Origin of the sequence: Photobacterium kagoshimensis (assembly GCF_050337045.1) — a bacterium.
Classification (GTDB): Bacteria; Pseudomonadota; Gammaproteobacteria; order Enterobacterales; family Vibrionaceae; genus Photobacterium; species Photobacterium kagoshimensis.
Map to the genome: position 1 here is coordinate 97505 of NZ_JAKJSO010000017.1, position 24132 is coordinate 121636.

A 24132-nucleotide genomic window follows, 5' to 3' on the forward strand; every position below is an offset into this window, starting at 1 on the left:
GTGCGCGAATGACGAAGGCAACAGATAAAAAACTCATAGTTGGCCTTGATATCGGTACTTCCAAAGTATGTGCTTTGGTTGGGGAAGTACTGCCAGACAGTAATGTTAACGTTATTGGTGTTGGTAGTAGCCCGTCTCGCGGTATGGACAAAGGCGGAGTCAATGATCTTGAGTCCGTTGTTAAGTCTGTCCAGCGCGCTGTCGATAAAGCGGCATTGATGGCAGATTGTGAAATTGATTCAGTCTACCTGTCGCTATCAGGCAAACATATTCGTTGCCAAACAGAAAAAGGCATGGTGCCCATTTCTGACAAAGAGGTAACGCAAGATGACGTCGATAGTGTTATTCATACGGCGAAATCAGTAAAAATTAGCGATGAACACCGAACTTTACATGTAATTCCTCAAGAATTTGCTATTGATTATCAAGAGGGAATTAAAAATCCTGTTGGTTTATCTGGCGTTCGAATGGAAGCGAGTGTTCATTTGATTACATGTCACAACGATATGGCGCGAAACATCGTTAAAGCGGTAGAGCGTTGTGGTTTGAAAGTGGATCAGTTGATCTTCTCTGGCTTAGCGGCAAGTCATGCAGTATTAACCGCAGATGAGCGTGAGTTGGGTGTGTGCGTAGTCGATATTGGCGGCGGCACCATGGATATCGCCTTCTGGACTGGCGGTGCTTTACGCCATGCAGAAGTGATCCCTTATGCAGGTAATGTTGTGACCAGCGACATTGCTTATGCTTTCGGTACACCTCCTGGGGATGCCGAAGAAATTAAAGTTAAATATGGCTGTGCACTAAGCGAGTTAGTTAGCAAAGACGCCAAGGTCGATGTACCTAGTGTTGGTGGCCGACCATCGCGTAGTTTGCAGAGCCAGACCCTAGCGGAAGTGATTGAACCTCGCTATAGCGAATTATTAGGTTTGGTTAACAAGAGGCTAGTTGAGATCCAAGAACAATTGCGTAATGCGGGCGTAAAACACCACTTAGCAGCAGGCATTGTTTTAACTGGTGGCGCGGCACAAATTGAAGGGCTAAATGAGTGTGCGGAACGTGTGTTCCAAAACCAAGTCCGGATTGGCCAGCCATTAGAGCTAAGTGGATTAACAGATTATGTGCAAGCACCGCATTATGCGACAGCAGTGGGTTTGCTGCACTACGGTAAGGATAATCAGTCGTTTGACGATAGCGAAGTAGAGCCAAAACGTTCAGTTTCGGGGCTGTTTTCTAAAGTTAGCGGTTGGTTTAAAAAAGAATTTTAAAACCTGATGCGAACAGGAATAACGGAGAGAACAAATGTTTGAACCGATGATGGAAATCTCTGACGAAGCGGTAATCAAGGTCATTGGCGTTGGCGGCGGCGGCGGTAATGCTGTCGATCACATGGTTCGTGAATCAATTGAAGGTGTTGAGTTCATCACCGTTAATACCGATGCACAAGCACTGCGTAAATCGAGTGTAAGCACTGTGATTCAAATCGGTGGCGATATCACTAAAGGTCTAGGTGCGGGTGCAAACCCACAAGTAGGTCGTGATTCGGCGCTAGAAGACCGTGAAGCTATCAAGAATGAACTGCAAGGTTCAGACATGATCTTCATTGCGGCTGGTATGGGTGGTGGTACTGGTACAGGTGCTGCTCCAATCATTGCTGAAGTGGCAAAAGAATTAGGTATTCTTACAGTAGCGGTGGTAACAAAACCATTTAGCTTTGAAGGTAAGAAGCGTATGGCATTTGCTGAACAGGGTATCGAAGAGCTATCTAAGCACGTTGACTCCCTGATCACGATTCCAAACGAAAAACTACTGAAAGTTCTTGGTCGTGGTATCACGCTATTGGACGCATTTGCGAAAGCAAACGACGTGCTTAAGAACGCGGTTCAAGGTATTGCCGAGCTAATTACACGCCCTGGTATGATCAATGTCGATTTCGCTGACGTACGTACAGTGATGTCTGAAATGGGTCATGCAATGATGGGTAGCGGTATGGCTGTTGGTGATGACCGTGCTGAAGAAGCGGCTGAAATGGCTATTTCTAGCCCGCTACTTGAAGATATCGATCTTGCTGGCGCACGTGGTGTACTTGTTAACATCACTGCGGGTATGGACATGCGTCTTGATGAGTTTGAAACTGTGGGTAACACAGTGAAAGCATTTGCATCAGACAATGCAACGGTTGTTATCGGTACGTCACTTGACCCTGAAATGACTGATGAGCTACGTGTGACTGTTGTTGCAACAGGCATTGGTAAAGAAAGTAAGCCAGATATCACTTTGGTGACAAGCTCTAAGCCAACGCCTGCGGTTGCCTCTGTACAAGAGAAGCCAGCGGTTTCTGCGATTGAAGAACAGCCAAAAGCTGCGCCTCTAACGCAGAGCAACTCAGTTGAGTCACCAGCATCGTCGTCATCTTCTGCGGCTACAGCGCCAAAAGCGTCACCGCAAAGTGAACATGACTACCTTGATATTCCAGCATTTTTACGTCAGCAGGCTGATTAAGCAGCGTAAATTGTTTGGGATATGACCAGATGAGTGGTAAGATTAGCCCCCATTATCTATTATGTGACAGGGTAATGGGTGTTTTTGGCTTTCAAATGTTGAGAGAAATTAGATGATCAGACAACGTACCTTGAAGAGCATTGTCCAAACTACTGGTGTGGGTCTCCACTCTGGTCGTAAAGTCACGCTTATTCTACGCCCAGCTGCGGCGAATACGGGTGTGATCTATCGTCGTACTGACCTTAATCCACCTGTGGATTTTCCTGCGAATGCAGATTCAGTGCGCGATACTATGTTGTGTACCGCCCTTGTTAATGATGAAGGCGTACGCATCTCAACGGTAGAGCACTTAAACGCTGCGCTTGCAGGTATGGGTATCGATAACGTGATTATCGAAGTTGATGCGCCTGAAATCCCGATTATGGATGGCAGTGCGAGCCCATTTATTTACTTGCTACAGTCTGCAGGTATCGATACGTTAAATGCGCCAAAACGCTTTTTACGCATCAAGAAAACTGTTCGCGTTGAAGATGGCGATAAATGGGCAGAACTTCGTCCATATAACGGTTTCCGTTTAGACTTCGCTATTGAATTTAATCACCCTGCGATTGATTCAGAACAGCAGCGTTTATTGCTAGACTTTTCTAGCCAATCATTCGTAAAAGACATTAGTCGTGCACGTACTTTTGGTTTCATGCACGATATCGAATACCTACAATCACAAAACTTATGTTTAGGTGGTAGTTTCGATAACGCAATCGTACTCGACCAGTACCGTATTCTTAATGAAGATGGTCTGCGTTTTGATAACGAATTAGTGACACACAAAGTATTGGATGCCATTGGTGACCTTTATATGTGCGGTCATAATATTGTGGGTGAAATGGCGGCATACAAGTCAGGCCATGCACTTAACAATAAACTATTGCGTGCCGTGTTAGCTGATCAAGAAGCTTACGAATGGACAACGTACCAAGATGAACAAGATTCGCCAGTGACTTTGGCTCAGCCAGGCATGGTATTAGCGTAATCCGTTAATTCTTTTCATCCACCGAATTTAAAAGCGCCAGACACTGTCTGGCGTTTTTGTATCTGCTATTTGTGCGATTGTTGGCTGAGGCCGATTGCGATTATTCCGACTGGCGTCGTTTGGCTAATGCTGCAATACGCTCTAAACGCGCTTTTACTTTGTCGGGGGCATGCTGCGCCGTATAGAGTAAATATCCTGCTGCCTTTTCCGTGATGGGTTTGCGAATGATATCTGGGGCTTTATGTTGCTTACGCTCAAAATCGGCAGCAAGGCTGGGATTAACTTTGATATCTATCTGCTTGAGTTGTGGCAGTAACTGCTCACGTAATTTATTCATCAGCGTATTTCTTTCGAAATTCAAGCGCATTGACCAGTTAGCCGATGAGACCTCAATGATCAGCGTCTGTTGACGGTAATTACTGACTCGACAATGTTCAGCACAGTTTAAGTGCTGTTTAACGGCTTCATTTAATTTGGCCAGTGCGACCGCACGCTGCTGGATATTACCAAGTGTGGAGTCATCCAACAGGTGAGCTGGGGTTTGTGGGCGATGATCTCTCATAACTCTCGCTTTCGCATCCGTCATTAATCATAAAATAAATGCCACTATTGTGGGCTGACACCTAATTTTCGCATATGAAAAACTAGACTCCACCTTTAACCGTAGTCGACTTAAGTATTATGGCTTATTATACCATCCAAGTGGGTTGGCGGGGATGCCTTGTTTAAGGCTTTACTCAGTTGAGGTTTTCGTTTTATAGGGATATCTACTTTGGTGTTTAACCTATAGAATGACTTTGTTTAACTGTGCCCCTTGAAACTGAAATAAAGTGCCACAATATCCAATAGTAAGCATTAACTTGGCCTTATTTTCTGCACACTGTGCACGGCTCTGTTGAGTAGGGGTAGGATACTCCTGTGACAACCTGATTCATTGATTCAGAAGCCTATTGCGCTGAATCTACATAACTTAGAGAAACGGCATCACCATGTTATCAAAACTACTGACAAAAATTATCGGTAGCCGTAACGACCGCACTCTGCGTCGTTTGCGCAAAATCGTCGATCAAATCAATAAATTAGAACCTCAATTTGAAAGCCTGTTAGATGAAGAGCTTAAGGCCAAGACGGTCGAGTTCCGTGAGCGTATCGAACAAGGTGAAAACCTAGACCAATTACTACCAGAAGCTTTCGCAACTGTTCGCGAAGCATCAAAACGTGTATTCGGTATGCGTCACTTTGATGTTCAGCTGATTGGTGGCATGGTACTAAACAACTGCCAAATCGCAGAAATGCGTACAGGTGAAGGTAAAACGCTAACAGCAACACTGCCTGCTTACCTTAACGCACTAACGGGTAAGGGCGTTCACATTGTTACAGTGAATGACTACCTAGCTGCGCGTGATGCCGAAACAAACCGTGCTCTATTTGAATTCCTAGGTATGACCGTTGGCGTTAACGTACCAAACATGCCGCCTCAAGCGAAGAAAGAAGCATACCAAGCGGATGTACTTTACGGTACGAACAATGAGTTTGGTTTCGATTACCTACGTGACAACATGGCTTTCCGTCCGGAAGATCGTGTGCAACGTGAGCGTTTCTTTGCCGTAGTCGATGAAGTGGATTCCATCTTAATCGATGAAGCGCGTACCCCATTGATTATCTCTGGCCCTGCTGAAGATAGCTCTGAGCTTTACACTAAGATCAATACTTTGATCCCGCAGTTAGTGAAGCAAGATAAAGAAGACAGTGAAGAGTACCGCGGTGACGGTCACTACACGGTTGATGAAAAAGCGAAACAAGCGCACTTAACAGAAACGGGTCAAGAGTTTGTAGAAGAATTACTACAAAAAAATGGCTTGATGGAAGAAGGCGATACGCTTTACTCACCTGCCAACATTAGCTTGCTACACCACGTAAACGCAGCACTGCGTGCTCACGTGTTGTTTGAGCGTGATGTGGATTACATCGTCAAAGATGATGAAGTGATTATTGTCGATGAGCACACTGGCCGTACTATGCCTGGTCGTCGTTGGTCTGAAGGTTTACACCAAGCTGTAGAAGCGAAAGAAGGTGCAAAAATTCAGAACGAGAACCAAACCCTGGCTTCTATCACGTTCCAGAACTTCTTCCGACTATACGAAAAACTGTCAGGCATGACAGGTACTGCCGATACTGAAGCGTTCGAATTCCAGTCAATCTACAACCTTGAAACGGTAGTCATGCCAACCAACAAGCCAATGATCCGTGAGGATATGGGTGACTTGGTTTACATGACTGAGCTAGAAAAATTTGGTGCGATTGCTGAAGACATCAAAGAACGTGTCGAGAAAGGTCAGCCTGTGCTTGTGGGTACTGTGTCGATTGAAAAATCAGAACTGTTATCTAATGCACTGAAACAACAAGGTATTAAGCACGAAGTACTTAATGCTAAATTCCACGAAAAAGAAGCCGACATTGTTGCTAACGCTGGTCAGTCAGGTGCGGTAACTATCGCAACTAACATGGCAGGCCGTGGTACCGATATCGTACTTGGTGGTCACTGGCAGAGTGAACTGGCACAAATAGCAGAACCTACTGACGCGCAAATCGCTGATATTAAAGCGAAGTGGAAAGTACGTCACGATGCTGTTCTTGCCGCTGGTGGTCTACACATCATTGGTACAGAGCGCCATGAATCTCGCCGTATCGATAATCAGCTTCGTGGTCGTTCAGGTCGTCAAGGTGATGCGGGTTCATCGCGTTTCTACTTGTCGATGGAAGATGGCTTGATGCGCATTTTCGCTTCAGACCGTGTTTCAGGCATGATGAAAAAACTGGGTATGGAAGAAGGCGAAGCGATTGAGCACCCTTGGGTAACTAAGGCGATTGAGAACGCACAACGTAAAGTTGAAGGCCGTAACTTCGATATTCGTAAGCAATTGCTTGAATTTGATGACGTAGCCAATGACCAACGTAAAGTGGTTTATGAACTACGTGACGAACTAATGAACGCTGAAGATATCAGCGACATGATTTCACAAAACCACCACGATGTACTGACTGCAGTATTTGAGCAATATGTACCTGCTCAGTCGCTGGAAGAAATGTGGGATATTCAAGGTCTTGAAGAGCGTCTAAAAGCAGACTTCGATCTGGCACTTCCGATTCAGGAATGGCTAGATAGCGAAGAGAAGCTGTACGAAGAAGCGCTACGTGAGCGTATCATCGAGCAAGCTGTTGCGATTTATCAGCAAAAAGAAGAAGTTGTTGGCGCACCTGTGCTACGTAACTTTGAAAAAACAGTGATGCTGCAAAACCTTGATATGTTGTGGAAAGAGCACTTAGCGGCGATGGACCACTTACGTCAAGGTATCCACTTACGTGGTTACGCACAGAAGAACCCGAAACAAGAATACAAGCGTGAGTCTTTTGAGCTATTCGAAGAGATGCTTGAGAGCCTTAAATCAGACGTGATTGCGATTCTTAGCCGTGTTCGAGTTCAACAACAAGAAGATGTTGACCGTATCGAAGAAGAACGCCGTAAACAGGCTGAAGAGCTTGCTCGTCGTCAGCAGTTCCAGCATCAAAATGCGGAAAACCAAATTGCCGATGAAGATACAAGCGATGAAGAAGGAGCGGGCACTTTCCAACGCGAAGAGCGTAAAGTTGGCCGTAACGAACCTTGCCCATGTGGTTCTGGTAAGAAATACAAACAGTGTCACGGTAAAATCAATTAATTGATCCCCTGTGATAACAAAAAGAAAAGGTCGCTGATGCGGCCTTTTTTATAAATAAAAAGTGGTGATCTTGGTTTGGGCAAGAAAACCGTGAAAGAGAAGTCAGAATGGATAAGAAACAATTGTGGATCTCGGCGGGGATCATCCTTAATGTGCAGCAAGACCAAGTTTTTATAACTCAGCGCGCGGCTAAAGCGCACAAAGGCGGCTTTTGGGAATTTGCTGGCGGTAAAGTTGAGCAAAATGAAACGGCTGAGCAGGCGGTGATCCGCGAGCTTCATGAGGAGGTCGGGATTGATGTCACTGAGCTAGAACACTTTCTGTCTCTGGCCCATGATTACCCTGAAAAATCACTGAAGTTTGATTTTTTCTTGGTGACCTTATTTGAAGGTGAAGCGTACGGCAAAGAAGGACAGCCGGGTAAGTGGGTTGATATTGGTGCCTTGAACCCTGCTGATTTCCCCGAGGCGAATATTGCGGTACTCGATAAGCTTCAGCAACGCGTTATTGGCTAATACCGCTTAGCGTGAATTTTAGTAAAAAGAAAAGGCGCATGATGCGCCTTCTTGTTATTTACATTATGAACTCAGGGTAAGCCTAGTAGTTCATATCTTCTGACCAACCATCGGAGTCAGATAAATCGGGTGCGCCAGGAATGGCTTTTTCTTCTTCTGCCCATTCGCCCAAATCAATTAATTGGCAGCGCTTTGAGCAAAATGGACGGTAAGTGCTTTTTTCGTTCCACTCGACATCTGTTTTGCAAGTTGGACATTTTACAATTGTCGGTGCGCTTGGTTGTGACACGGGCTGACCTCAGCAAATAGCTAGTTTAAATTCAATGGTATCGGCAATCGGTGCGCCGTCTTCAAAAGGAATAAAGCGGATCGAAAAACGATTACGATGCCCTGATATCATAGGGTATACCCCATAGCTCGGGCAAATTTGAATGCGTAATAAGCACGCATCATCGGCATCGTGTTGGAAAAATCCACCACGCGCGACTTGCGGCTGAAACTGGCCTTGTTCACGTATTAAGCGTAACCAAAGTTGTAAGGCATTCGTGATCTCCGAGATCGCTTCGAGCCAGTTGGTCATGTCACTTTGCTTGTGCATCAAGGGTAAATGTAGCCAGTGGTGTAGCGCGGGTAAATCAAAGCAACAACTTCCTCCTGGGATCGAAAAGCGTTGTTTGATCCCACACAGAAAGCGATCGTTACGTAGCGCTTGGCCAAGGCGTGATGCTGTCATTAACTGGCGCTGCATCAGCTCGAGTTTATCTAATAAATCCAATAAGGCTTGCTGATCAACCCCAGGTACATCCAGCCAGCGTTTAAGCTGACCAGCTTGGTGGGTCAGATCTTTGGCTAACTCGGCTTTGAGTTGGATCTGTTCCAATATTTCTAGTAAATCAAACAGAGCACGAAAGAAAATTTGGTGCTGCCAGTGATCCGTTTTTTGGCAAGAAGACTGCATCTGGCGAATAAGGTATTCCAGTCGCAGGTAAATTCGCACTTTTTCGTTGAGCGGATGTTCAAAGTTAGTTGTCTGCATAAGGTCTGTCATCTGCTGAGTTACCCATAACCGTGAAAGCGTTATAGGTAGCGTTGGCTCAATTCGAGATAGTGGTGATGCAGGTGCGCTACTTTTTCAGGCAAAGCACTGCTATCGCCATTATTACTAATAATGTCATCGGCTGCTGCATTGCGCTCTGTCCGTGAGGCTTGCGCAGCGAGGATGTTTTTTACTTGCTGTTCGCTAACATTGTCGCGCTGTAATGTGCGCGCAATTTGTACTGACTCTTCGACATCCACCACCAATAAGCGGTGGGTTAAAGACTGCAAGCCATTCTCAACCATCAATGGGATCACGAGTAAGCAGTACGCCGATTGGCTATCACCGATTTGTACCAGCATTCGCTGACGAATTAATGGGTGTAGCAAGTCATCTAACCAGCTTTTTAATTGCGGTTGAGAGAAGATTAACTCTCTTAATTTACTACGATTTAATTGGCCGTCTGTCAGTAAGATGTCAGCACCAAGCTTTAGTTCAATAGCTTTTAGCCCTTCACTGCCAGGTGCAACAACGTCACGAGCAATAATGTCAGCATCAATAATATCAATACCATAGCTAGCAAATAAGTTTGCTACTGTGGTTTTTCCACTGCCAATGCCGCCTGTCAGGCCAACCACCATTGTCATAATTACAGTCCTAAGTAGCTAGTCAGATACCAATCAATAATTTGCGTTCCCCATAGCATGCTTACCCAGCCAGCCAGCGCAAGGTAAGGGCCAAAGGAGAAAGGTGCTTGGGTATCTGATTTTTGAATTCTCATTAAGATAATGCCACAGATTGCACCAATTAACGAAGATAGTAGGATCACAAACGGCAATGATTGCCAGCCTAGCCATGCCCCAAGCGCAGCTAACAGCTTGAAATCACCGTATCCCATACCTTCTTTGCCTGTCAGTAACTTAAAGCACCAATACAGGCTCCATAGCGATAGATAGCCAAACATGGCACCAATGAGCGCATCTTCAATCGAGACAGGACTGATCCCTAACACGGCGAGCATTAAGCCTGCCCACATTAATGGCAAAGTGAGTTGATCGGGTAATAGCATTTTATCGATATCGATAAAGGTTAACGCGATCAAGGTGAAGCTAAAAAAGATCACCGCCACCGACCACTCAGAGAAGGGGAGCAGTAATGCGACAGTGGCTGTCATCGCAGCCGTCAGTAGTTCAACCAAAGGGTAGCGCGCACTGATAGGGTGTTGGCAGTGACGGCAGCGACCTTTTAGCCACAGCCAGCTCAATACTGGAATATTATCTTTGGCGGTAATGAGTTCATTACAATTAGGGCAACGAGAGCGCGGTACGCTGAGGTTGAAAGGCGGTTGTTCTTCTGTTGTTTTACCTTGCTGAAACTCGGGAAAGCAGTCGATGCAATCGCGCTTCCACTCACGCTCCATCATGATAGGTAAACGGTAAATCACCACGTTTAAGAAGCTGCCAATTAATAAGCCGAACAGGGCGGCGAAAGCAGGGTAAAGCCAAGGGTAATAAGTCAGCAGTTCCATGATGAAGTCTCTAATCAATCTGTGCGGTTATTGTAACGTGAACCGTGGGAGGAGCGCGAGTATTCAAGGTGTTAGCGCCATGATACTCGCACTATGCGTGGTGAATCTTTGCCTTAGCGTTAGCCTATCACACTCATCAGGGTGAATATTGGCATATACATAGCAACCAAGAGTCCACCGATAAGGCCGCCGAGAATAATAATGATCAAAGGTTCGATGATTTTCCCTAAGTTATCGACTGTATTATCGACATCGTTCTCATACAAATTGGCAATTTTATTGAGCATGTCATCAAGTGACCCTGACTCTTCACCTATCATCACCATCTGTAGCATGAGCTCGGGAAACTCATTGCACTGACGCAAAGACAGGTACAAGGGCATCCCCGCCGCTGCGGCTGTGTGGGCTTGCTCGACAGCGAGCTGAATATGGAGATTGCCCGCCGTTTTGCCTGCTGATTGCAGCCCTGATAGTAACGGAATCCCCGCGGTAAAGGTGGTGGCGAGGGTACGAGAAAATCGTGCAATGGTGGCTTTCATAAACACGGTGCCAAGTATAGGAAAGCGTAAACTCCAACGGCTAACGGCAAGCTGAAGGCGAGGGGATTTTCTATAACTCATGATAAAAAGCGCGATGGCGGTGAGTAATGACAGTGAAATGAGCGGCCCATTAGCGGTCAGTAGGTCGGATGCTTTAATGACCTGACGAGTAAACCAAGGTAATTGTGCGCCAAAGCTTTGGAAAATATCGGCAAATTGTGGGATCACAAACACCAGCATCATCACGGTGACGATAATGGCGGTAAGCGTCACCATACCTGGGTAAATCATGGCTTTGATGACTTTCTTGCGCATCGCCTCGTGTTTTTCTCGGTATGTAGCAAGGCGTTCAAAGATTTGGCCTAAGTGGCCGGTCTCTTCACCGGTTGCCACTAAATCACAATAAAAGTTGTCGAACAGGGGCGAGCTAGTGCGCAGTGCTTTAGACAAGGACGCCCCCGCTTCTACTTGCTTATTTATTTGGCTTAAGGTCGCGCGAACTTCACTTTTTTGATGGCTATCGGCGATTAATTGTAGAGATTGAACCACAGGAACACCCGATTGAATCATGGTGGCTAATTGGCGGGTAACAGCCGTGACATCGGTGGCTTCCATCTTGTTTTTCATGCGGACAAACGTCGATGGATTACGGTGTTTGATTTTTTTTATTTGGATGCGTTGTTCCAGCAGTTTTTCACGGGCTTCTTGTTCTTGAAAGCCGACAATCACGCCAGAGACTTTTCGCCCCGCGCTGTTGATCCCTCGCCAATGGTAATACCGTAATTTGCTCACTTGCTTCATGCTGTGTCCTAAGTAATCGTATTTATTATGGTCTGGGTGATGGTCAAGGTTATAGTTAGGCTAAAAATGCAGGACGCGCTGCAATTCCGTTAAGCTGGTGGTGCCTTGGCACAGCTTTTCTATTCCTGCTTGATTGAGGGTTTGCATCCCTTGCTGACAGGCAATTTCCTCTAGTTGCAACGTCGTTGCTTTGGCCATTAAGGCTTCCGCCAGTTCACGGCTAAAGGTCATCACTTCATAAATACCGACTCGGCCTAGATAGCCTTTGTTGCAATCATCACAGCCTTGTTCATTGGCTTGATAAAGCTCTGCATCGGTAGGGATGGCGAGTCGCTCCCTATGCATATGTGATAAAGGGTGGGGCTGTTTACAAGCGTTACATAAGCGCCGCGCCAGTCGTTGGGCGATGATCAAGCTAAGCGATGAGGCCAAGTTAAAATCTTCTACCCCCATATTAGTCAAACGGGTCAGGGTTTCGGCGGCAGAGTTTGTGTGTAGTGTCGATAAAACAAGGTGGCCTGTTTGGGCGGCTTTGACCGCAATGGCGGCGGTTTCGATATCACGGATCTCACCGACCATCACCACATCAGGATCTTGGCGTAAAAACGATCGCAGTGCATCGGCAAAGCCTAGCCCTGCTTGGTTGTTGATATGAACCTGATTAATACCGGGTAAGTTTATTTCGACCGGATCTTCGGCAGTGGAAATATTACGCTCATCGGTATTGAGGATCTTAAGGCCAGTATAAAGCGAGACGGTTTTGCCGCTGCCGGTTGGCCCTGTCATTAAAATCATGCCTTGCGGTTGTTGTAATGCTGCAAGGTAAGCGGCTTTTTGTTGTTGGTTATAGCCAAGAATATCTATGTTCAAGCTGGCACTGGTGCTGTCTAATATTCGCAGTACTACCTTTTCGCCCCACAGCGTCGGCAGGGTGGAGACCCGTAAATCAACCGTCACACTCGGACTTAATTTGAGTTTGATCCGCCCGTCTTGCGGTTGGCGGCGCTCGGCAATGTTGAGCTTAGACATCACTTTCAAGCGGGTTGATAACCGCCGTGACAGGTGGGCTGGTGGACTGGAGTATTGGTGTAGCAAACCATCACAACGAAAGCGGATACGAAAGAATTTTTCGTACGGTTCAAAGTGAATATCAGAGGCTTTCTTACGCACCGCATCAAGTAGCACTTGGTTGATATAGCGGGTAACAGGCGCGGTGTCTTGGCTTAGGTCATTCTCTTGTTCAATTTCACCCTCGCTCAGATCGACCAACTGATCCAAGTCATCTTCGCTGATCCCACGTTGATGAGAGGTCTCACCGACATCACTGCCATAAATTCGGCGAATAGCACTTTCTAATTGTTTATTATCAAGTAGCAGCGGCTCGATTTGTTTGCCCGTAGCGAAACGAAATTCATCTTGGGCGGCAACATTGGTTGGATCGCTGGTGCCTAAAAACAGGGTGGTTTCAGTTAGCTTTAGCGGGATAACGCGATGGCGAAGGATTGTTTCGCGCTGGCGTAAATTGTCGCAACAGCTTTGGTAATCGTATTGGTGGATATCGGTTAAAGCGATGCTGAAAATAGATTCAAGCTGGCGGGCTAAATCGTCACTGGTCAGTATATTAAGATCGACCAACGCCGAGGGGATAGAAACCCCCTCGGCGTGGGCGTAACTACTGACTTCCTGTTGCTGCATCAGGTTAAGTAAACCCGCCTGATGCAGTACTGAAGTGAGGGTAGTTTGCATTTATACTATGCTTTTGGTGCTGCGCAGCTTTTGAGTGTCTCACCAGTTGTATGGGTACATTTCCATCCAGCAGCGGTCTTGGTAAATGTTACAAGTGTATTTTTCAATGTAGCATCAGCACTAAATTTAAATACAGCTGTACCACCAGGAGCTGGAGCTTGAGCTGTACCTTTAGGTGTGAGAGTAATAGTTCCTAAAGCGCTCATGTCTTTAGCTCCGCCAATATCGCCAATTTCTGTATCAGAAGGGAATGCCCCTTTTTCTTGTTCGAACATATCAATATTTGTGAGTAATGAGCGGACGGTACTTACACCAGCAGCAGCTTCAGATTTTTTGACATAACTTTTGTAAGCTGGAACGGCAATCGCCGATAACACACCAATGATCGCCACTACAATCATCAATTCAATCAGCGTAAAACCTTTTTGCATCTTTTTCATGTTTCTATCCTTGTATGCCCGAGGGCCTCGTAATGTGTTTAGTCAGATTAAAAGTTGGCTACAAGTGACGGAATCGAAAGGAATACTTTGCGCGGTGCAGTTTGAATAAATAGTTGGGATATTACATTTATTGCATAATGTGCTTTGAGGTGTGTTGGAGCGATTGGTTATACCTGATGAGAGTAGAACTTATTGATAAATAGAGAAAAGGAGAGCAGAGGCTCTCCTTTAGATATTTTGATGCTTATGAATATATGTCATAGCGATAAAAAATCAGTATTTAGATTATCTCGCTAAATCGCCTAAGGGCTTATTGAAAACGCATCGACAAATCCATGGCTTTTAAGTGCTTAGTGAGTGCACCAACCGAAATGTAGTCCACCCCCGTTTCAGCAAATTCACGAATGGTCTCAAGCGTTACGTTGCCTGAGTTTTCTAAGGCTGCGCGACCTGCGTTAATTTTAACGGCTTCACGCATCATCGCGGTGGTGAAATTATCGAGCATGATAATATCAGCGCCCGCGTCAATGGCTTGTTGCAGCTCAGCTAAGCTTTCGGTTTCTACTTCGACTGGCTTGCCAGGGTTTAACTGCTTGGCAGTGCTGATCGCTTCATTAATACCGCCACAGGCAATAATGTGGTTTTCTTTGATTAAGTAGGCATCGAACACCCCGATGCGGTGGTTGTAACCGCCACCACAGGTCACCGCATATTTAAGGGCGCTGCGCAGACCCGGAATGGTTTTACGGGTATCGAGTAGGCGAGTATGGGTGCCTTCAAGCTGTTTGGCGTAGGTTGCCACCGTTGTTGCACAGCCTGACAGGGTTTGGATGAAGTTCATCGCATTACGCTCACCCGTTAACAGAATGCGTGATGGGCCAGATAGAGTACACAAGGTTTGGTTTGGTTCGACGGTATCGCCATCTTGGACATGCCATTCAATGGTCACTTGGCTACCAAGTTGCCTAAACACTTCTTCTGCCCATAACTGACCGCAAAACACACCATGTTCACGAGTAATAATCGTAGCCACGCCTTGGCTATCTGCTGGGATCAAGCTTGCAGTAATATCATGTTCGGGATTGATTGGCTCACCAACTTCGCCGCCCAAATCTTCACGCAACGTTTCTGTGACTGCACGAGTAATTTCTTGCGGGAGTTGTTGTTTTAGGTAGGCTAAACGCGCTTGGCTATCGTGATTTTGTTCCATCTTGGTCATGCTGTATCCGTCACTATGGGTTGAGTCTGTAGGCTGAGCGGGTGAAAGAGTCACTGCTCTTTTACAATGATGGATCATACCGCGACTGGTTCTTTGTTGCAGCAATTTCAGTGCAAGGTGTGATTTGTTGCGGTTGTGACTAAAATAGCCTTGTTATAACTGAGCGAGAATCCCTGTAATGAAGACGTTAGCTATTCAAGCCGATCACTGGCTGAGCGGTGTAAAGCATGTACCATCTCCTTTTTATGATGCACGGCCACAAGGCGAAATGGTTTCGCTGCTGGTGGTGCACAATATCAGTTTGCCGCCAGGGCAGTTTGGTGGTCCTTATATAGAGCAATTGTTTACGGGCACGCTTAACCCTGACGAACATCCCTATTTTGAGTTAATTTCAGCATTTCGCGTGTCTGCTCACTGTTTAATTAGACGAAATGGCGATATCATTCAGTTTGTACCACTAGATTGTCGTGCTTGGCATGCGGGTATTTCCCAATTCGCGAAGCGTGAGCGATGCAACGATTTTTCGATAGGCATCGAACTGGAAGGCACGGATACCCTCCCTTATACCCAAGCTCAGTATGCATCACTCACTGAGTTATCCCGGGTGCTGATGGACTACTACCCACATATTGATACCTCACGGATCACCGGTCATGAATTTATTGCCCCTGGGCGTAAAACTGATCCGGGATTGGCGTTTGATTGGTATGCGTTTAAAACTGCATTGATTGGAAGTGACGTTAATTAGTTGATGAAAAGGGCCAAGCTTAATTGGTCTGACCATTTACTAAACGATAGTAACAAAAAGCTTTCTCAATTGTTTCGAGCTGTGAATTAATTTGTTTTAATAAGTTTTCACAAGTTGAAATTTTTGTTAAATCCCCCTTTGTTCTATGATTTCAGTCAAGTCGCTGGTGGACATCTAAAAAAAATTCTGTAAACTTTCAACTAATTCGTAAATTGGTAATACCAATTACCCGCATAGCGGACTGGCCTGAAACGCGGTTAAGTATAAGAACGATAAAGATAAAATGACTTATAAACGCATTCGTCAACCTAAGCTCTCTGATGCTATCGAGCAGGAAATAGAGCGATTGATCCTGGAGGGTACCTTATCCCCAGGGCAGCAATTGCCACCTGAACGTGAATTAGCTAAGCAGTTTGATGTATCACGCCCGTCTGTTCGCGAAGCAATTCAGCGCTTAGAAGCGAAAAATCTACTGACTCGCCGTCAAGGTGGCGGCACATTTGTTACAGAAAAGCTATGGCAGAGCTTTTCTGAACCCCTGTTAGATTTGTTAGCGGCGCACCCTGAAACTCAGCTAGATTTACTGGAAGCGCGTCATGCGCTGGAAGGACTAGCAGCTTACTACGCAGCACTGCGGGGTAATGAACAAGATTTTACTCGTATTCGTGACTGCCATGCACGGATACAAGACGCTCAGCAGCAAGGTGATTTACCAGCAGAAGCTGCCGCGGTTATGCAATACCTGATTGCCGTTACTGAATCGGCACATAACGTGGTATTGCTTCATATCATCCGCAGCCTTGCCCCTATGCTAGAGCAAAACGTATTACAAAACTTTGAACTCCTAAATCGCCGCCCAGAGGTGGTCATGAAGGTGAGCAAACATCGAGCCGATATTGTGCAGGCGATTGTTTCTGGTGAGCCGATTAAGGCTCGTGAAGCATCGCACGCACATTTGGCTTACATCGAGGAAACATTGTTGGATTTATCGCGTGAAGATAGCAGACGTGAACGCTCTCTTCGTCGGATTCAACAACGCAAGGATGGGCTGGATTAGTGCCTTCATAACTATAACGAAGGGTATTGACCAGTCGCGACAATATATCAGTCGTCATAACTATCTGATCTCACAAGAGTCGATAGTTATGATGATTGGTATTAAGTTTTGTAGATTATCAACGAAAGGATAGATCGCATGTCTGAAGTCATGAAGAATGACGTTGACGCACTTGAAACTCAAGAGTGGCTAGAAGCTCTTGAATCAGTCGTTCGTGAAGAAGGTGTAGAACGTGCCCAGTACCTGCTAGAGCAAGTACTAGATAAAGCGCGTTTAGACGGTGTAGATATGGCTACGGGCATTACTACCAATTACATCAATACGATTCCAGCAGCACAAGAACCTGCTTACCCAGGTGACACAACACTTGAGCGTCGTATTCGTTCCATTATCCGTTGGAACGCAATCATGATCGTACTACGTGCTTCTAAGAAAGATTTAGACCTAGGTGGCCACATGGCTTCTTACCAGTCTGCTTCTGCATTCTACGAAGTATGTTTCAACCACTTCTTCCGTGCGCCAAACGAAGTAGATGGTGGCGATTTAGTTTACTACCAGGGCCACATCTCTCCAGGTATCTATTCTCGCGCATTTGTTGAAGGCCGCCTAACTGAAGAGCAGCTAGATAACTTCCGTCAAGAAGTTGATGGTAAAGGTATCCCTTCATACCCGCACCCTAAACTAATGCCTGAATTCTGGCAGTTCCCAACTGTTTCTATGGGTCTAGGTCCTATCTCTGCTATCTACCAAGCACGTTTCCTTAAGTACCTTAACGGTCGTGGCTTGAAAGATACTTCTGCTCAACGTGTTTACGCGTTCTTGGGCGATGGTGAGATGGATGAGCCAGAATCACGTGGTGCTATTTCTTTCGCTGCGCGTGAGAAACTAGACAACCTATGTTTCCTAATCAACTGTAACCTACAACGTCTTGACGGCCCTGTAATGGGTAACGGCAAGATCATTCAAGAGCTAGAAGGCCTATTCAAAGGTGCTGGCTGGAATGTGGTTAAAGTGGTTTGGGGTAACAACTGGGACGCGCTACTAGCGAAAGACACTACCGGTAAGCTTCTTCAACTAATGAACGAAACTATCGATGGTGACTACCAGACATTCAAATCTAAAGATGGCGCTTATGTACGTGAGCACTTCTTTGGTAAGTACCCAGAAACAGCGGCACTAGTTGCTGACATGACTGATGACGAAATCTTCGCGCTTAAGCGTGGTGGTCACGAGTCATCTAAGCTGTTCGCTGCGTTCAACAACGCAAAAGAAACAGACGGTAAACCAACTGTAATCCTAGCTAAAACCGTTAAAGGTTACGGCATGGGTGATGCAGCTGAAGGTAAAAACATCGCGCACGGCGTGAAGAAAATGGACATGACTCATGTTCTTCACCTACGTGATCGTCTAGGCCTTGAAGATATCCTTTCAGATGAAAAAGTAAGCGAACTACCTTACCTGAAACTGGAAGAAGGTTCTGCAGAGTACAACTACCTGCACGCTCGTCGTAACGCACTACACGGTTACACGCCTAAGCGTCTACCTAACTTCACGCAAGAGTTCAAAGTACCTGAGCTAGAAGACTTTGCTCCGCTACTGGGCGAGCAAAAGCGTGATATCTCTACCACTATGGCTTACGTACGTACGCTTAACATCCTGCTTAAAGATAAGAACATCGGTAAGAACATTGTTCCTATTATCTGTGATGAAGCGCGTACCTTTGGTATGGAAGGTCTATTCCGTCAGGTTGGTATTTACAACCCACACGGTCAAGAATACACGCCAGAAGACCGCGGTGTAGTGTCTTACTACAAAGAAGCGACTTCAGGTCAGGTACTGCAAGAAGGTATCAACGAACTAGGTTCAATGGCATCTTGGGTTGCTGCTGCAACATCTTACAGCACCAACGATCTACCAATGATCCCATTCTACATCTACTACTCAATGTTCGGTTTCCAACGTATTGGTGACATGGCATGGCTAGCAGGTGACCAACAAGCACGTGGCTTCCTATTAGGTGCTACTGCTGGTCGTACAACGCTAAATGGTGAAGGTCTTCAGCACGAAGATGGCCACTCACACATCATGGCGAACACAGTGCCTAACTGTATCTCTTACGACCCAACGTTTGCTTACGAGCTAGCGGTTATCATGCAAGACGGTATCCGTCGCATGTACGGTGAGAACCAAGAGAACGTTTACTACTACCTAACAGTAATGAACGAAAACTACGCAATGCCAGCAATGCCAGAAGGCGCTGAAGAAGGCATCCGTAAGGGTATCTACAAGCTAGAATCTTACGCAGGCGATAAGAAAGTTCAGCTAATGAGCTCTGGTACTATCATGAATGAAGTACGTAAAGCAGCTCAAATCCTAAGCGACGACTACGGTGTTGCATCTGACGTTTACTCAGTAACTTCATTCAATGAACTTACTCGTGACGGTCAAGATGCTGAGCGTTACAACATGCTACACCCAGAAGCAGAGCAAAAAGTACCTTACATCACAACTGCGATGGGTACTGAGCCAGCAATCGCTGCGACGGATTACATGAAGAACTACGCAGAGCAAGTACGTGCATTCATGCCGTCTGAATCTTTCAAAGTTCTTGGTACTGATGGTTTCGGTCGTTCTGACAGCCGTGAGAACCTACGTCGTCACTTCGAAGTTAACGCAGGCTACGTGGTAGTTGCTGCTCTAACTGAACTGGCTAACCGTGGTGATGTTGCGAAATCTGTAGTTGCAGAAGCAATTGCTAAATTCAACATCGACGCTGACAAGATCAACCCGCTATACGCGTAAGAGGCAATAAAACATGGCAATCGAAATTAATGTACCTGACATTGGTGCGGACGAGGTTGAAGTAACTGAGATTCTTGTTAGCGTTGGCGACAAGGTTGAAGAAGAGCAATCTCTGATCACTGTAGAAGGCGACAAGGCTTCTATGGAAGTACCAGCTTCTCAGGCGGGTATCGTTAAAGAAATCAAAATCGCAGAAGGCGACTCGGTTTCTACTGGCTCTCTTATCATGATCTTTGAAGCTGAAGGCGCAGCGACTCCAGCTCCTGTAGCTGAAGCGGCGGCACCTGTTGCAGCTCCAGTAGCGGCGGCAGCAGCTGAACTGAAAGAAGTTCACGTACCGGATATCGGTGGCGACGAAGTAGAAGTGACTGAAATCATGGTAGCTATCGGCGACAGTATCGAAGAAGAGCAATCTCTTCTTACGGTTGAAGGCGATAAAGCATCAATGGAAGTACCAGCACCTTTTGCTGGTGTTCTAAAAGAAATTAAAATTGCAGCGGGCGACAAAGTATCTACTGGTTCTCTAGTCATGATCTTTGAAGTTGCGGGTTCTGGTGCACCAGTTGCTCCAGCAGCAGTTGAAGCGCCAGTAGCGCCAGTAGCGGCAGCAGCGTCTGCAGCAAAAGAAGTTAACGTACCAGACATCGGCGGTGATGAAGTAGAAGTTACTGAAATCATGGTTGCTGTTGGCGATACAGTGGAAGAAGAGCAATCTCTTATCACTGTTGAAGGTGACAAAGCTTCTATGGAAGTTCCAGCACCGTTCGCAGGTACAATTAAAGAAATCAAGATTGCAGCTGGCGACAAAGTGTCAACTGGCTCACTAATCATGGTCTTTGAAGTTGCGGGCGCAGCACCTGCACCAGTTGCAGCGGCACCTGCTCCGGCAGCAGCACCAGCTCCTGCGGCGGCACCTGCTAAAGCAGCGGCACCAGCAGTAACAGGCGAGTTCGAAGCAAACAACGAGTACGCTCACGCCTCTCCAGTTGTTCGTCGTCTTGCACGTGAGTTCGGTGTAAACCTTGCGAAAGTGAAAGGTACTGGCCGTAAGAACCGCATCCAAAAAGAAGATGTTCAAAACTTCGTTAAAGATGCACTTAAGCGTCTTGAGTCTGGTGCGGCAGCAGCAGGCAATGGCGACGGTTCTGCGCTTGGTCTACTACCATGGCCAAAAGTTGATTTCAGCAAGTTTGGTGAAACTGAGCTTCAGAAACTGTCTCGTATCAAGAAGATCTCTGGCGCTAACCTGCACCGTAACTGGGTAATGATCCCGCACGTTACACAGTGGGATAATGCAGATATCACAGCGCTAGAAGCATTCCGTAAAGAACAGAATGCAATCGAAGCGAAGAAAGATACAGGCATGAAGATCACACCACTTGTGTTCATCATGAAAGCAGTTGCGAAAGCACTAGAAGCATTCCCAGCGTTTAACTCTTCGCTTTCTGAAGACGGTGAAAACCTAATTCTTAAGAAGTACGTTAACGTAGGTATCGCAGTTGATACGCCAAATGGCCTAGTTGTTCCTGTATTTAAAGACGTGAACAAAAAAGGCATTTACGAGCTTTCTGAAGAGCTAATGGCTATTTCTAAGAAAGCACGTGCTGGTAAGCTAACTGCATCTGACATGCAAGGTGGCTGTTTCACTATCTCTAGCCTTGGTGGCTTAGGTGGTACTGCGTTCACACCAATCGTGAATGCACCAGAAGTAGGTATCCTAGGTGTATCTAAGTCTGAAATGAAACCAGTATGGAACGGCAAGGACTTCGAACCTCGCCTAATGCTTCCTCTATCACTATCTTACGATCACCGTGTGATCGATGGTGCTGAAGGTGCACGTTTCATCACTTACCTAAATGGTTGTCTATCAGACATTCGCCGTTTAGTGCTTTAAGGTTTCAATCGCAACGTCCATGCCTGTAATAACAGGCATGGAATTGTTGTGCAGCTCACAGGCTATGGCAATTTACTTTTCAGTTTGTTAACACCTCTGTAAACTTGTTAGCTAACTGAAAGAAAAAGTAGAACATAAAAGAACATCGCCTGTTAGGGATATAAGACTTACAACGAGGTCATGATGAGTAAAGAAATTAAAGCTCAGGTAGTGGTATTGGGTTCAGGCCCTGCTGGTTATTCTGCAGCGTTCCGTTGCGCAGACTTAGGTCTGGATACTGTTCTAATCGAAAAATTCAACACCCTAGGTGGTGTATGTCTGAACGTGGGTTGTATCCCATCTAAAGCTCTACTTCACGTAGCGAAAGTTATCGAAGAAGCTAAAGCAATGGCTGAACACGGTGTTGTTTTCGGTGAGCCTCAGACTGATATCAACAAAATCCGCCTTTGGAAAGACAAAGTAATTACCCAACTAACTGGCGGTCTTGGCGGTATGGCTAAGATGCGTAAAGTTAACATCGTTAACGGTTACGGTAAATTTACGGGTCCTAATACGATTGTTGTGGAAGGCGCAGAAGGTCAAACGACTGTAAACTTCGACAACGCAATCATCGCTGCTGGTTCTCGTCCTATCGAACTTCCGTTCATTCCGCACGAAGATCCACGCATCTGGGATTCAACTGACGCGCTTGAACTGAAAGAAGTACCAGAGAAGCTACTTGTTATGGGTGGCGGTATCATCGGCCTAGAAATGGGTACGGTTTACCACTCGCTGGGTTCTCAGATCGACGTTGTTGAAATGTTTGATCAAGTGATCCCTGCTGCAGATAAAGACATCATCAAAGTCTTCACTAAGCGCATCAAGAAGAAATTCAACCTGATGCTAGAGACGAAAGTAACCGCTGTTGAAGCGAAAGAAGATGGTATCTACGTTTCAATGGAAGGCAAAAAAGCACCTGCTGAGCCTGTACGTTACGATGCCGTTCTTGTTGCTATCGGTCGTGTGCCAAACGGTAAACTTCTAGACGCTGAAAAAGCAGGCCTTGAAGTTGACGAGCGTGGCTTCATCAACGTTGATAAGCAAATGCGTACTAACGTACCGCACATTCATGCTATCGGTGATATCGTTGGTCAACCAATGCTTGCTCACAAAGGTGTGCATGAAGGTCACGTAGCGGCTGAAGTTATTTCTGGTAAGAAGCACTACTTCGATCCTAAAGTTATTCCTTCAATTGCCTACACTGAGCCAGAAGTTGCGTGGGTTGGTAAGACTGAGAAAGAAGCGAAAGCTGAAGGTCTAAACTACGAAGTGGCGACTTTCCCTTGGGCTGCTTCTGGTCGTGCAATCGCATCTGATTGTGCTGACGGTATGACGAAGATGATCTTCGACAAAGACACGCACCGTGTTATCGGTGGTGCTATCGTTGGTACTAACGGTGGTGAGCTACTAGGTGAAATCGGTCTAGCGATCGAGATGGGTTGTGATGCAGAAGATATCGCACTAACAATCCACGCGCACCCAACGCTACACGAATCAATCGGTCTAGCGGCTGAAGTATTTGAAGGCTCAATCACTGACCTGCCAAATGCAAAAGCAGTAAAGCGTAAGTAATTACCTGGCTGTTTATTGAATAAGAAAAAAGCGCCCCTTTAATGAAGAGGGCGCTTTTTTTGTATCTGATGCTTCGTCCTAAATATGCTTTAACCAGCAAAAATATTCAGTTACTTAGATAGATATTAGTACTGTGAGTCTTTAACGATCTTCTCACCATAGATGCCGTTTTGCGGTACTGGTTTGTAGCTAGAAGCCGAGTTACGCATGATGCGGATCCCTTCCGCGCCCGCATTACGTGCTGAAATCACGTCACCGTCTGAATCGCCGTAGTACAGCTTGATGTTGTTGGCTTTAATGTACTTGGTCTTGGTGTATTCAGTTTTGCTTGAGCCCGCAAAAATTACCTTGTTCATTTTCTCAATGCCAAAGGTATCTTTGAGGTATTGCGTTGAAATTTCACACTTAGAGCCCGTACGGCCAGTGATGAAGAAAATGCTATCACCGCGTTTTTGGTGCATGGTGATCAGCTTCTGGCCCACTTGTTTAGGTAGGCTGAACTTTTCCCATTCACAGTTCATTTTATCCCAAAATTGCTGAGATTTTAGGTAGCTATAACCATTTGGCGAGAACTGTTGCTGACCACGGTAAAAGCCCGGTGAGCTAAAAAGAACCGTATCATCAATATCAAAACCGACCGCCATTGGTGGCTTACCTTCGAGGCTCTTAGCGATATCATCAACGGATACCCAGTGTAGTTGTGCGGGTTCACCCTGCTGCATGATTTCCACAGAGCTAAAGCCTGTTTCTGTTCCAGGAAGTTTAGGGTCGGCAAAGGCTGAACCTGATGCGAAAGCACAAGCTAATAGGGAAGAGACGGCAATTGTAGTGAGTTTCATTGTTTTGTTTTTTAGTTATTGATCAAATTGAGGTGTAAAAGTACCCCTCTGTGACACATTTAAATCTAGCGAGAGTCACAAAATACCAACCACGTAGCATAATGTTATT

The 24132-nt window shown here is 45.9% G+C and carries 20 protein-coding genes; 10 read left to right on the forward strand and 10 right to left on the reverse strand.

From position 1 onward, the window contains the following. Positions 1-8: 8 nt before the first annotated feature. The 3 genes from ftsA (at position 9) to lpxC (ending at position 3529) form a co-directional block, all read left to right on the forward strand. Positions 9-1265, forward strand: a complete 1257-nt coding sequence (gene ftsA / locus L4C35_RS16575) for a cell division protein FtsA (protein WP_428463934.1) — start codon at positions 9-11, stop codon at positions 1263-1265. A gap of 34 nt (positions 1266-1299) precedes the next feature. Beyond that, positions 1300-2499 (forward strand): cell division protein FtsZ, encoded by a 1200-nt coding sequence (gene ftsZ / locus L4C35_RS16580; protein ID WP_428463935.1) that lies wholly within the window; start codon positions 1300-1302, stop codon positions 2497-2499. 112 nt (positions 2500-2611) lie between these two features. After that, positions 2612-3529, forward strand: a complete 918-nt coding sequence (lpxC, locus tag L4C35_RS16585) for a UDP-3-O-acyl-N-acetylglucosamine deacetylase (protein ID WP_428463936.1) — start codon at positions 2612-2614, stop codon at positions 3527-3529. Positions 3530-3629: 100 nt separating this feature from the next. Here the strand turns inward: lpxC and L4C35_RS16590 are convergent, their stop codons facing one another. After that, entirely contained in the window at positions 3630-4091 is a 462-nt protein-coding gene (locus tag L4C35_RS16590) for a DUF721 domain-containing protein (RefSeq protein ID WP_428463937.1), read from the reverse strand. A 427-nt stretch (positions 4092-4518) separates the two neighbouring features. Between L4C35_RS16590 and secA the strand changes: the two genes are divergently transcribed. Continuing rightward, positions 4519-7248 (forward strand): preprotein translocase subunit SecA, encoded by a 2730-nt coding sequence (gene secA, locus L4C35_RS16595; RefSeq protein WP_428463938.1) that lies wholly within the window; start codon positions 4519-4521, stop codon positions 7246-7248. 107 nt (positions 7249-7355) lie between these two features. Further along, positions 7356-7763 carry an 8-oxo-dGTP diphosphatase MutT gene (gene mutT, locus L4C35_RS16600; protein WP_428463939.1) on the forward strand — a complete coding sequence of 136 codons (408 nt, stop codon included), beginning with the start codon at positions 7356-7358 and terminating at the stop codon, positions 7761-7763. An 82-nt stretch (positions 7764-7845) separates the two neighbouring features. Here the strand turns inward: mutT and yacG are convergent, their stop codons facing one another. The 8 genes from yacG to nadC all read right to left on the reverse strand — a co-directional run bounded on the left by yacG (position 7846) and on the right by nadC (position 15063). Further along, the gene (gene yacG / locus L4C35_RS16605; RefSeq protein ID WP_084711799.1) at positions 7846-8052 is read right to left on the reverse strand and encodes a DNA gyrase inhibitor YacG; all 207 of its coding nucleotides are present in this window, start codon (positions 8050-8052) and stop codon (positions 7846-7848) included. A gap of 9 nt (positions 8053-8061) precedes the next feature. Then, complete coding sequence (gene zapD / locus L4C35_RS16610) at positions 8062-8799, reverse strand: cell division protein ZapD (RefSeq protein ID WP_428463980.1); 738 nt, start codon at positions 8797-8799, stop codon at positions 8062-8064. Positions 8800-8840: 41 nt separating this feature from the next. Further along, positions 8841-9446: a dephospho-CoA kinase gene (gene coaE, locus L4C35_RS16615; RefSeq protein WP_428463940.1), complete on the reverse strand. Its 606-nt coding sequence runs from the start codon at positions 9444-9446 to the stop codon at positions 8841-8843. A gap of 2 nt (positions 9447-9448) precedes the next feature. After that, the gene (locus L4C35_RS16620) at positions 9449-10327 is read right to left on the reverse strand and encodes a prepilin peptidase (protein WP_428463941.1); all 879 of its coding nucleotides are present in this window, start codon (positions 10325-10327) and stop codon (positions 9449-9451) included. Positions 10328-10446: 119 nt separating this feature from the next. Beyond that, entirely contained in the window at positions 10447-11667 is a 1221-nt protein-coding gene (locus L4C35_RS16625) for a type II secretion system F family protein (protein ID WP_428463942.1), read from the reverse strand. A 60-nt stretch (positions 11668-11727) separates the two neighbouring features. After that, positions 11728-13413, reverse strand: coding sequence for a type IV-A pilus assembly ATPase PilB (gene pilB / locus L4C35_RS16630; RefSeq protein ID WP_428463943.1), 1686 nt, complete (start codon positions 13411-13413; stop codon positions 11728-11730). 5 nt (positions 13414-13418) lie between these two features. Further along, the gene (locus L4C35_RS16635) at positions 13419-13853 is read right to left on the reverse strand and encodes a pilin (RefSeq protein ID WP_428463944.1); all 435 of its coding nucleotides are present in this window, start codon (positions 13851-13853) and stop codon (positions 13419-13421) included. A 310-nt stretch (positions 13854-14163) separates the two neighbouring features. Next, positions 14164-15063, reverse strand: a complete 900-nt coding sequence (gene nadC, locus L4C35_RS16640) for a carboxylating nicotinate-nucleotide diphosphorylase (protein WP_428463981.1) — start codon at positions 15061-15063, stop codon at positions 14164-14166. Between the two features lie 187 nt (positions 15064-15250). Between nadC and ampD the strand changes: the two genes are divergently transcribed. The 5 genes from ampD to lpdA all read left to right on the forward strand — a co-directional run bounded on the left by ampD (position 15251) and on the right by lpdA (position 23184). After that, positions 15251-15820, forward strand: a complete 570-nt coding sequence (ampD, locus tag L4C35_RS16645; RefSeq protein ID WP_428463945.1) for a 1,6-anhydro-N-acetylmuramyl-L-alanine amidase AmpD — start codon at positions 15251-15253, stop codon at positions 15818-15820. A gap of 283 nt (positions 15821-16103) precedes the next feature. Continuing rightward, positions 16104-16877, forward strand: a complete 774-nt coding sequence (pdhR, locus tag L4C35_RS16650; RefSeq protein WP_428463946.1) for a pyruvate dehydrogenase complex transcriptional repressor PdhR — start codon at positions 16104-16106, stop codon at positions 16875-16877. A 138-nt stretch (positions 16878-17015) separates the two neighbouring features. After that, positions 17016-19679, forward strand: coding sequence for a pyruvate dehydrogenase (acetyl-transferring), homodimeric type (aceE, locus tag L4C35_RS16655; RefSeq protein ID WP_428463947.1), 2664 nt, complete (start codon positions 17016-17018; stop codon positions 19677-19679). 13 nt (positions 19680-19692) lie between these two features. Further along, positions 19693-21573 carry a pyruvate dehydrogenase complex dihydrolipoyllysine-residue acetyltransferase gene (gene aceF, locus L4C35_RS16660; protein ID WP_428463948.1) on the forward strand — a complete coding sequence of 627 codons (1881 nt, stop codon included), beginning with the start codon at positions 19693-19695 and terminating at the stop codon, positions 21571-21573. A 183-nt stretch (positions 21574-21756) separates the two neighbouring features. Then, a complete protein-coding gene (lpdA, locus tag L4C35_RS16665; protein WP_094956336.1) occupies positions 21757-23184 on the forward strand; it encodes a dihydrolipoyl dehydrogenase in 1428 nt (475 codons plus the stop codon). 125 nt (positions 23185-23309) lie between these two features. Here lpdA and aphA read toward each other — a convergent pair whose 3' ends face one another. Further along, positions 23310-24023, reverse strand: a complete 714-nt coding sequence (gene aphA, locus L4C35_RS16670; RefSeq protein ID WP_428463949.1) for an acid phosphatase AphA — start codon at positions 24021-24023, stop codon at positions 23310-23312. Between the last annotated feature and the right edge of the window lie 109 nt (positions 24024-24132).

Coding starts and splice junctions, on each gene's coding strand:
- ftsA (WP_428463934.1), top strand. CDS start 9: ATGACGAAGGCAACAGATAAAAAACTCATAGTTGGCCTTGATATCGGT.
- ftsZ (WP_428463935.1), top strand. CDS start 1,300: ATGTTTGAACCGATGATGGAAATCTCTGACGAAGCGGTAATCAAGGTC.
- lpxC (WP_428463936.1), top strand. CDS start 2,612: ATGATCAGACAACGTACCTTGAAGAGCATTGTCCAAACTACTGGTGTG.
- L4C35_RS16590 (WP_428463937.1), bottom strand. CDS start 4,091: ATGAGAGATCATCGCCCACAAACCCCAGCTCACCTGTTGGATGACTCC.
- secA (WP_428463938.1), top strand. CDS start 4,519: ATGTTATCAAAACTACTGACAAAAATTATCGGTAGCCGTAACGACCGC.
- mutT (WP_428463939.1), top strand. CDS start 7,356: ATGGATAAGAAACAATTGTGGATCTCGGCGGGGATCATCCTTAATGTG.
- zapD (WP_428463980.1), bottom strand. CDS start 8,799: ATGCAGACAACTAACTTTGAACATCCGCTCAACGAAAAAGTGCGAATT.
- coaE (WP_428463940.1), bottom strand. CDS start 9,446: ATGACAATGGTGGTTGGCCTGACAGGCGGCATTGGCAGTGGAAAAACC.
- L4C35_RS16620 (WP_428463941.1), bottom strand. CDS start 10,327: ATGGAACTGCTGACTTATTACCCTTGGCTTTACCCTGCTTTCGCCGCC.
- L4C35_RS16625 (WP_428463942.1), bottom strand. CDS start 11,667: ATGAAGCAAGTGAGCAAATTACGGTATTACCATTGGCGAGGGATCAAC.
- pilB (WP_428463943.1), bottom strand. CDS start 13,413: ATGCAAACTACCCTCACTTCAGTACTGCATCAGGCGGGTTTACTTAAC.
- L4C35_RS16635 (WP_428463944.1), bottom strand. CDS start 13,853: ATGAAAAAGATGCAAAAAGGTTTTACGCTGATTGAATTGATGATTGTA.
- nadC (WP_428463981.1), bottom strand. CDS start 15,063: ATGGAACAAAATCACGATAGCCAAGCGCGTTTAGCCTACCTAAAACAA.
- ampD (WP_428463945.1), top strand. CDS start 15,251: ATGAAGACGTTAGCTATTCAAGCCGATCACTGGCTGAGCGGTGTAAAG.
- pdhR (WP_428463946.1), top strand. CDS start 16,104: ATGACTTATAAACGCATTCGTCAACCTAAGCTCTCTGATGCTATCGAG.
- aceE (WP_428463947.1), top strand. CDS start 17,016: ATGTCTGAAGTCATGAAGAATGACGTTGACGCACTTGAAACTCAAGAG.
- aceF (WP_428463948.1), top strand. CDS start 19,693: ATGGCAATCGAAATTAATGTACCTGACATTGGTGCGGACGAGGTTGAA.
- lpdA (WP_094956336.1), top strand. CDS start 21,757: ATGAGTAAAGAAATTAAAGCTCAGGTAGTGGTATTGGGTTCAGGCCCT.
- aphA (WP_428463949.1), bottom strand. CDS start 24,023: ATGAAACTCACTACAATTGCCGTCTCTTCCCTATTAGCTTGTGCTTTC.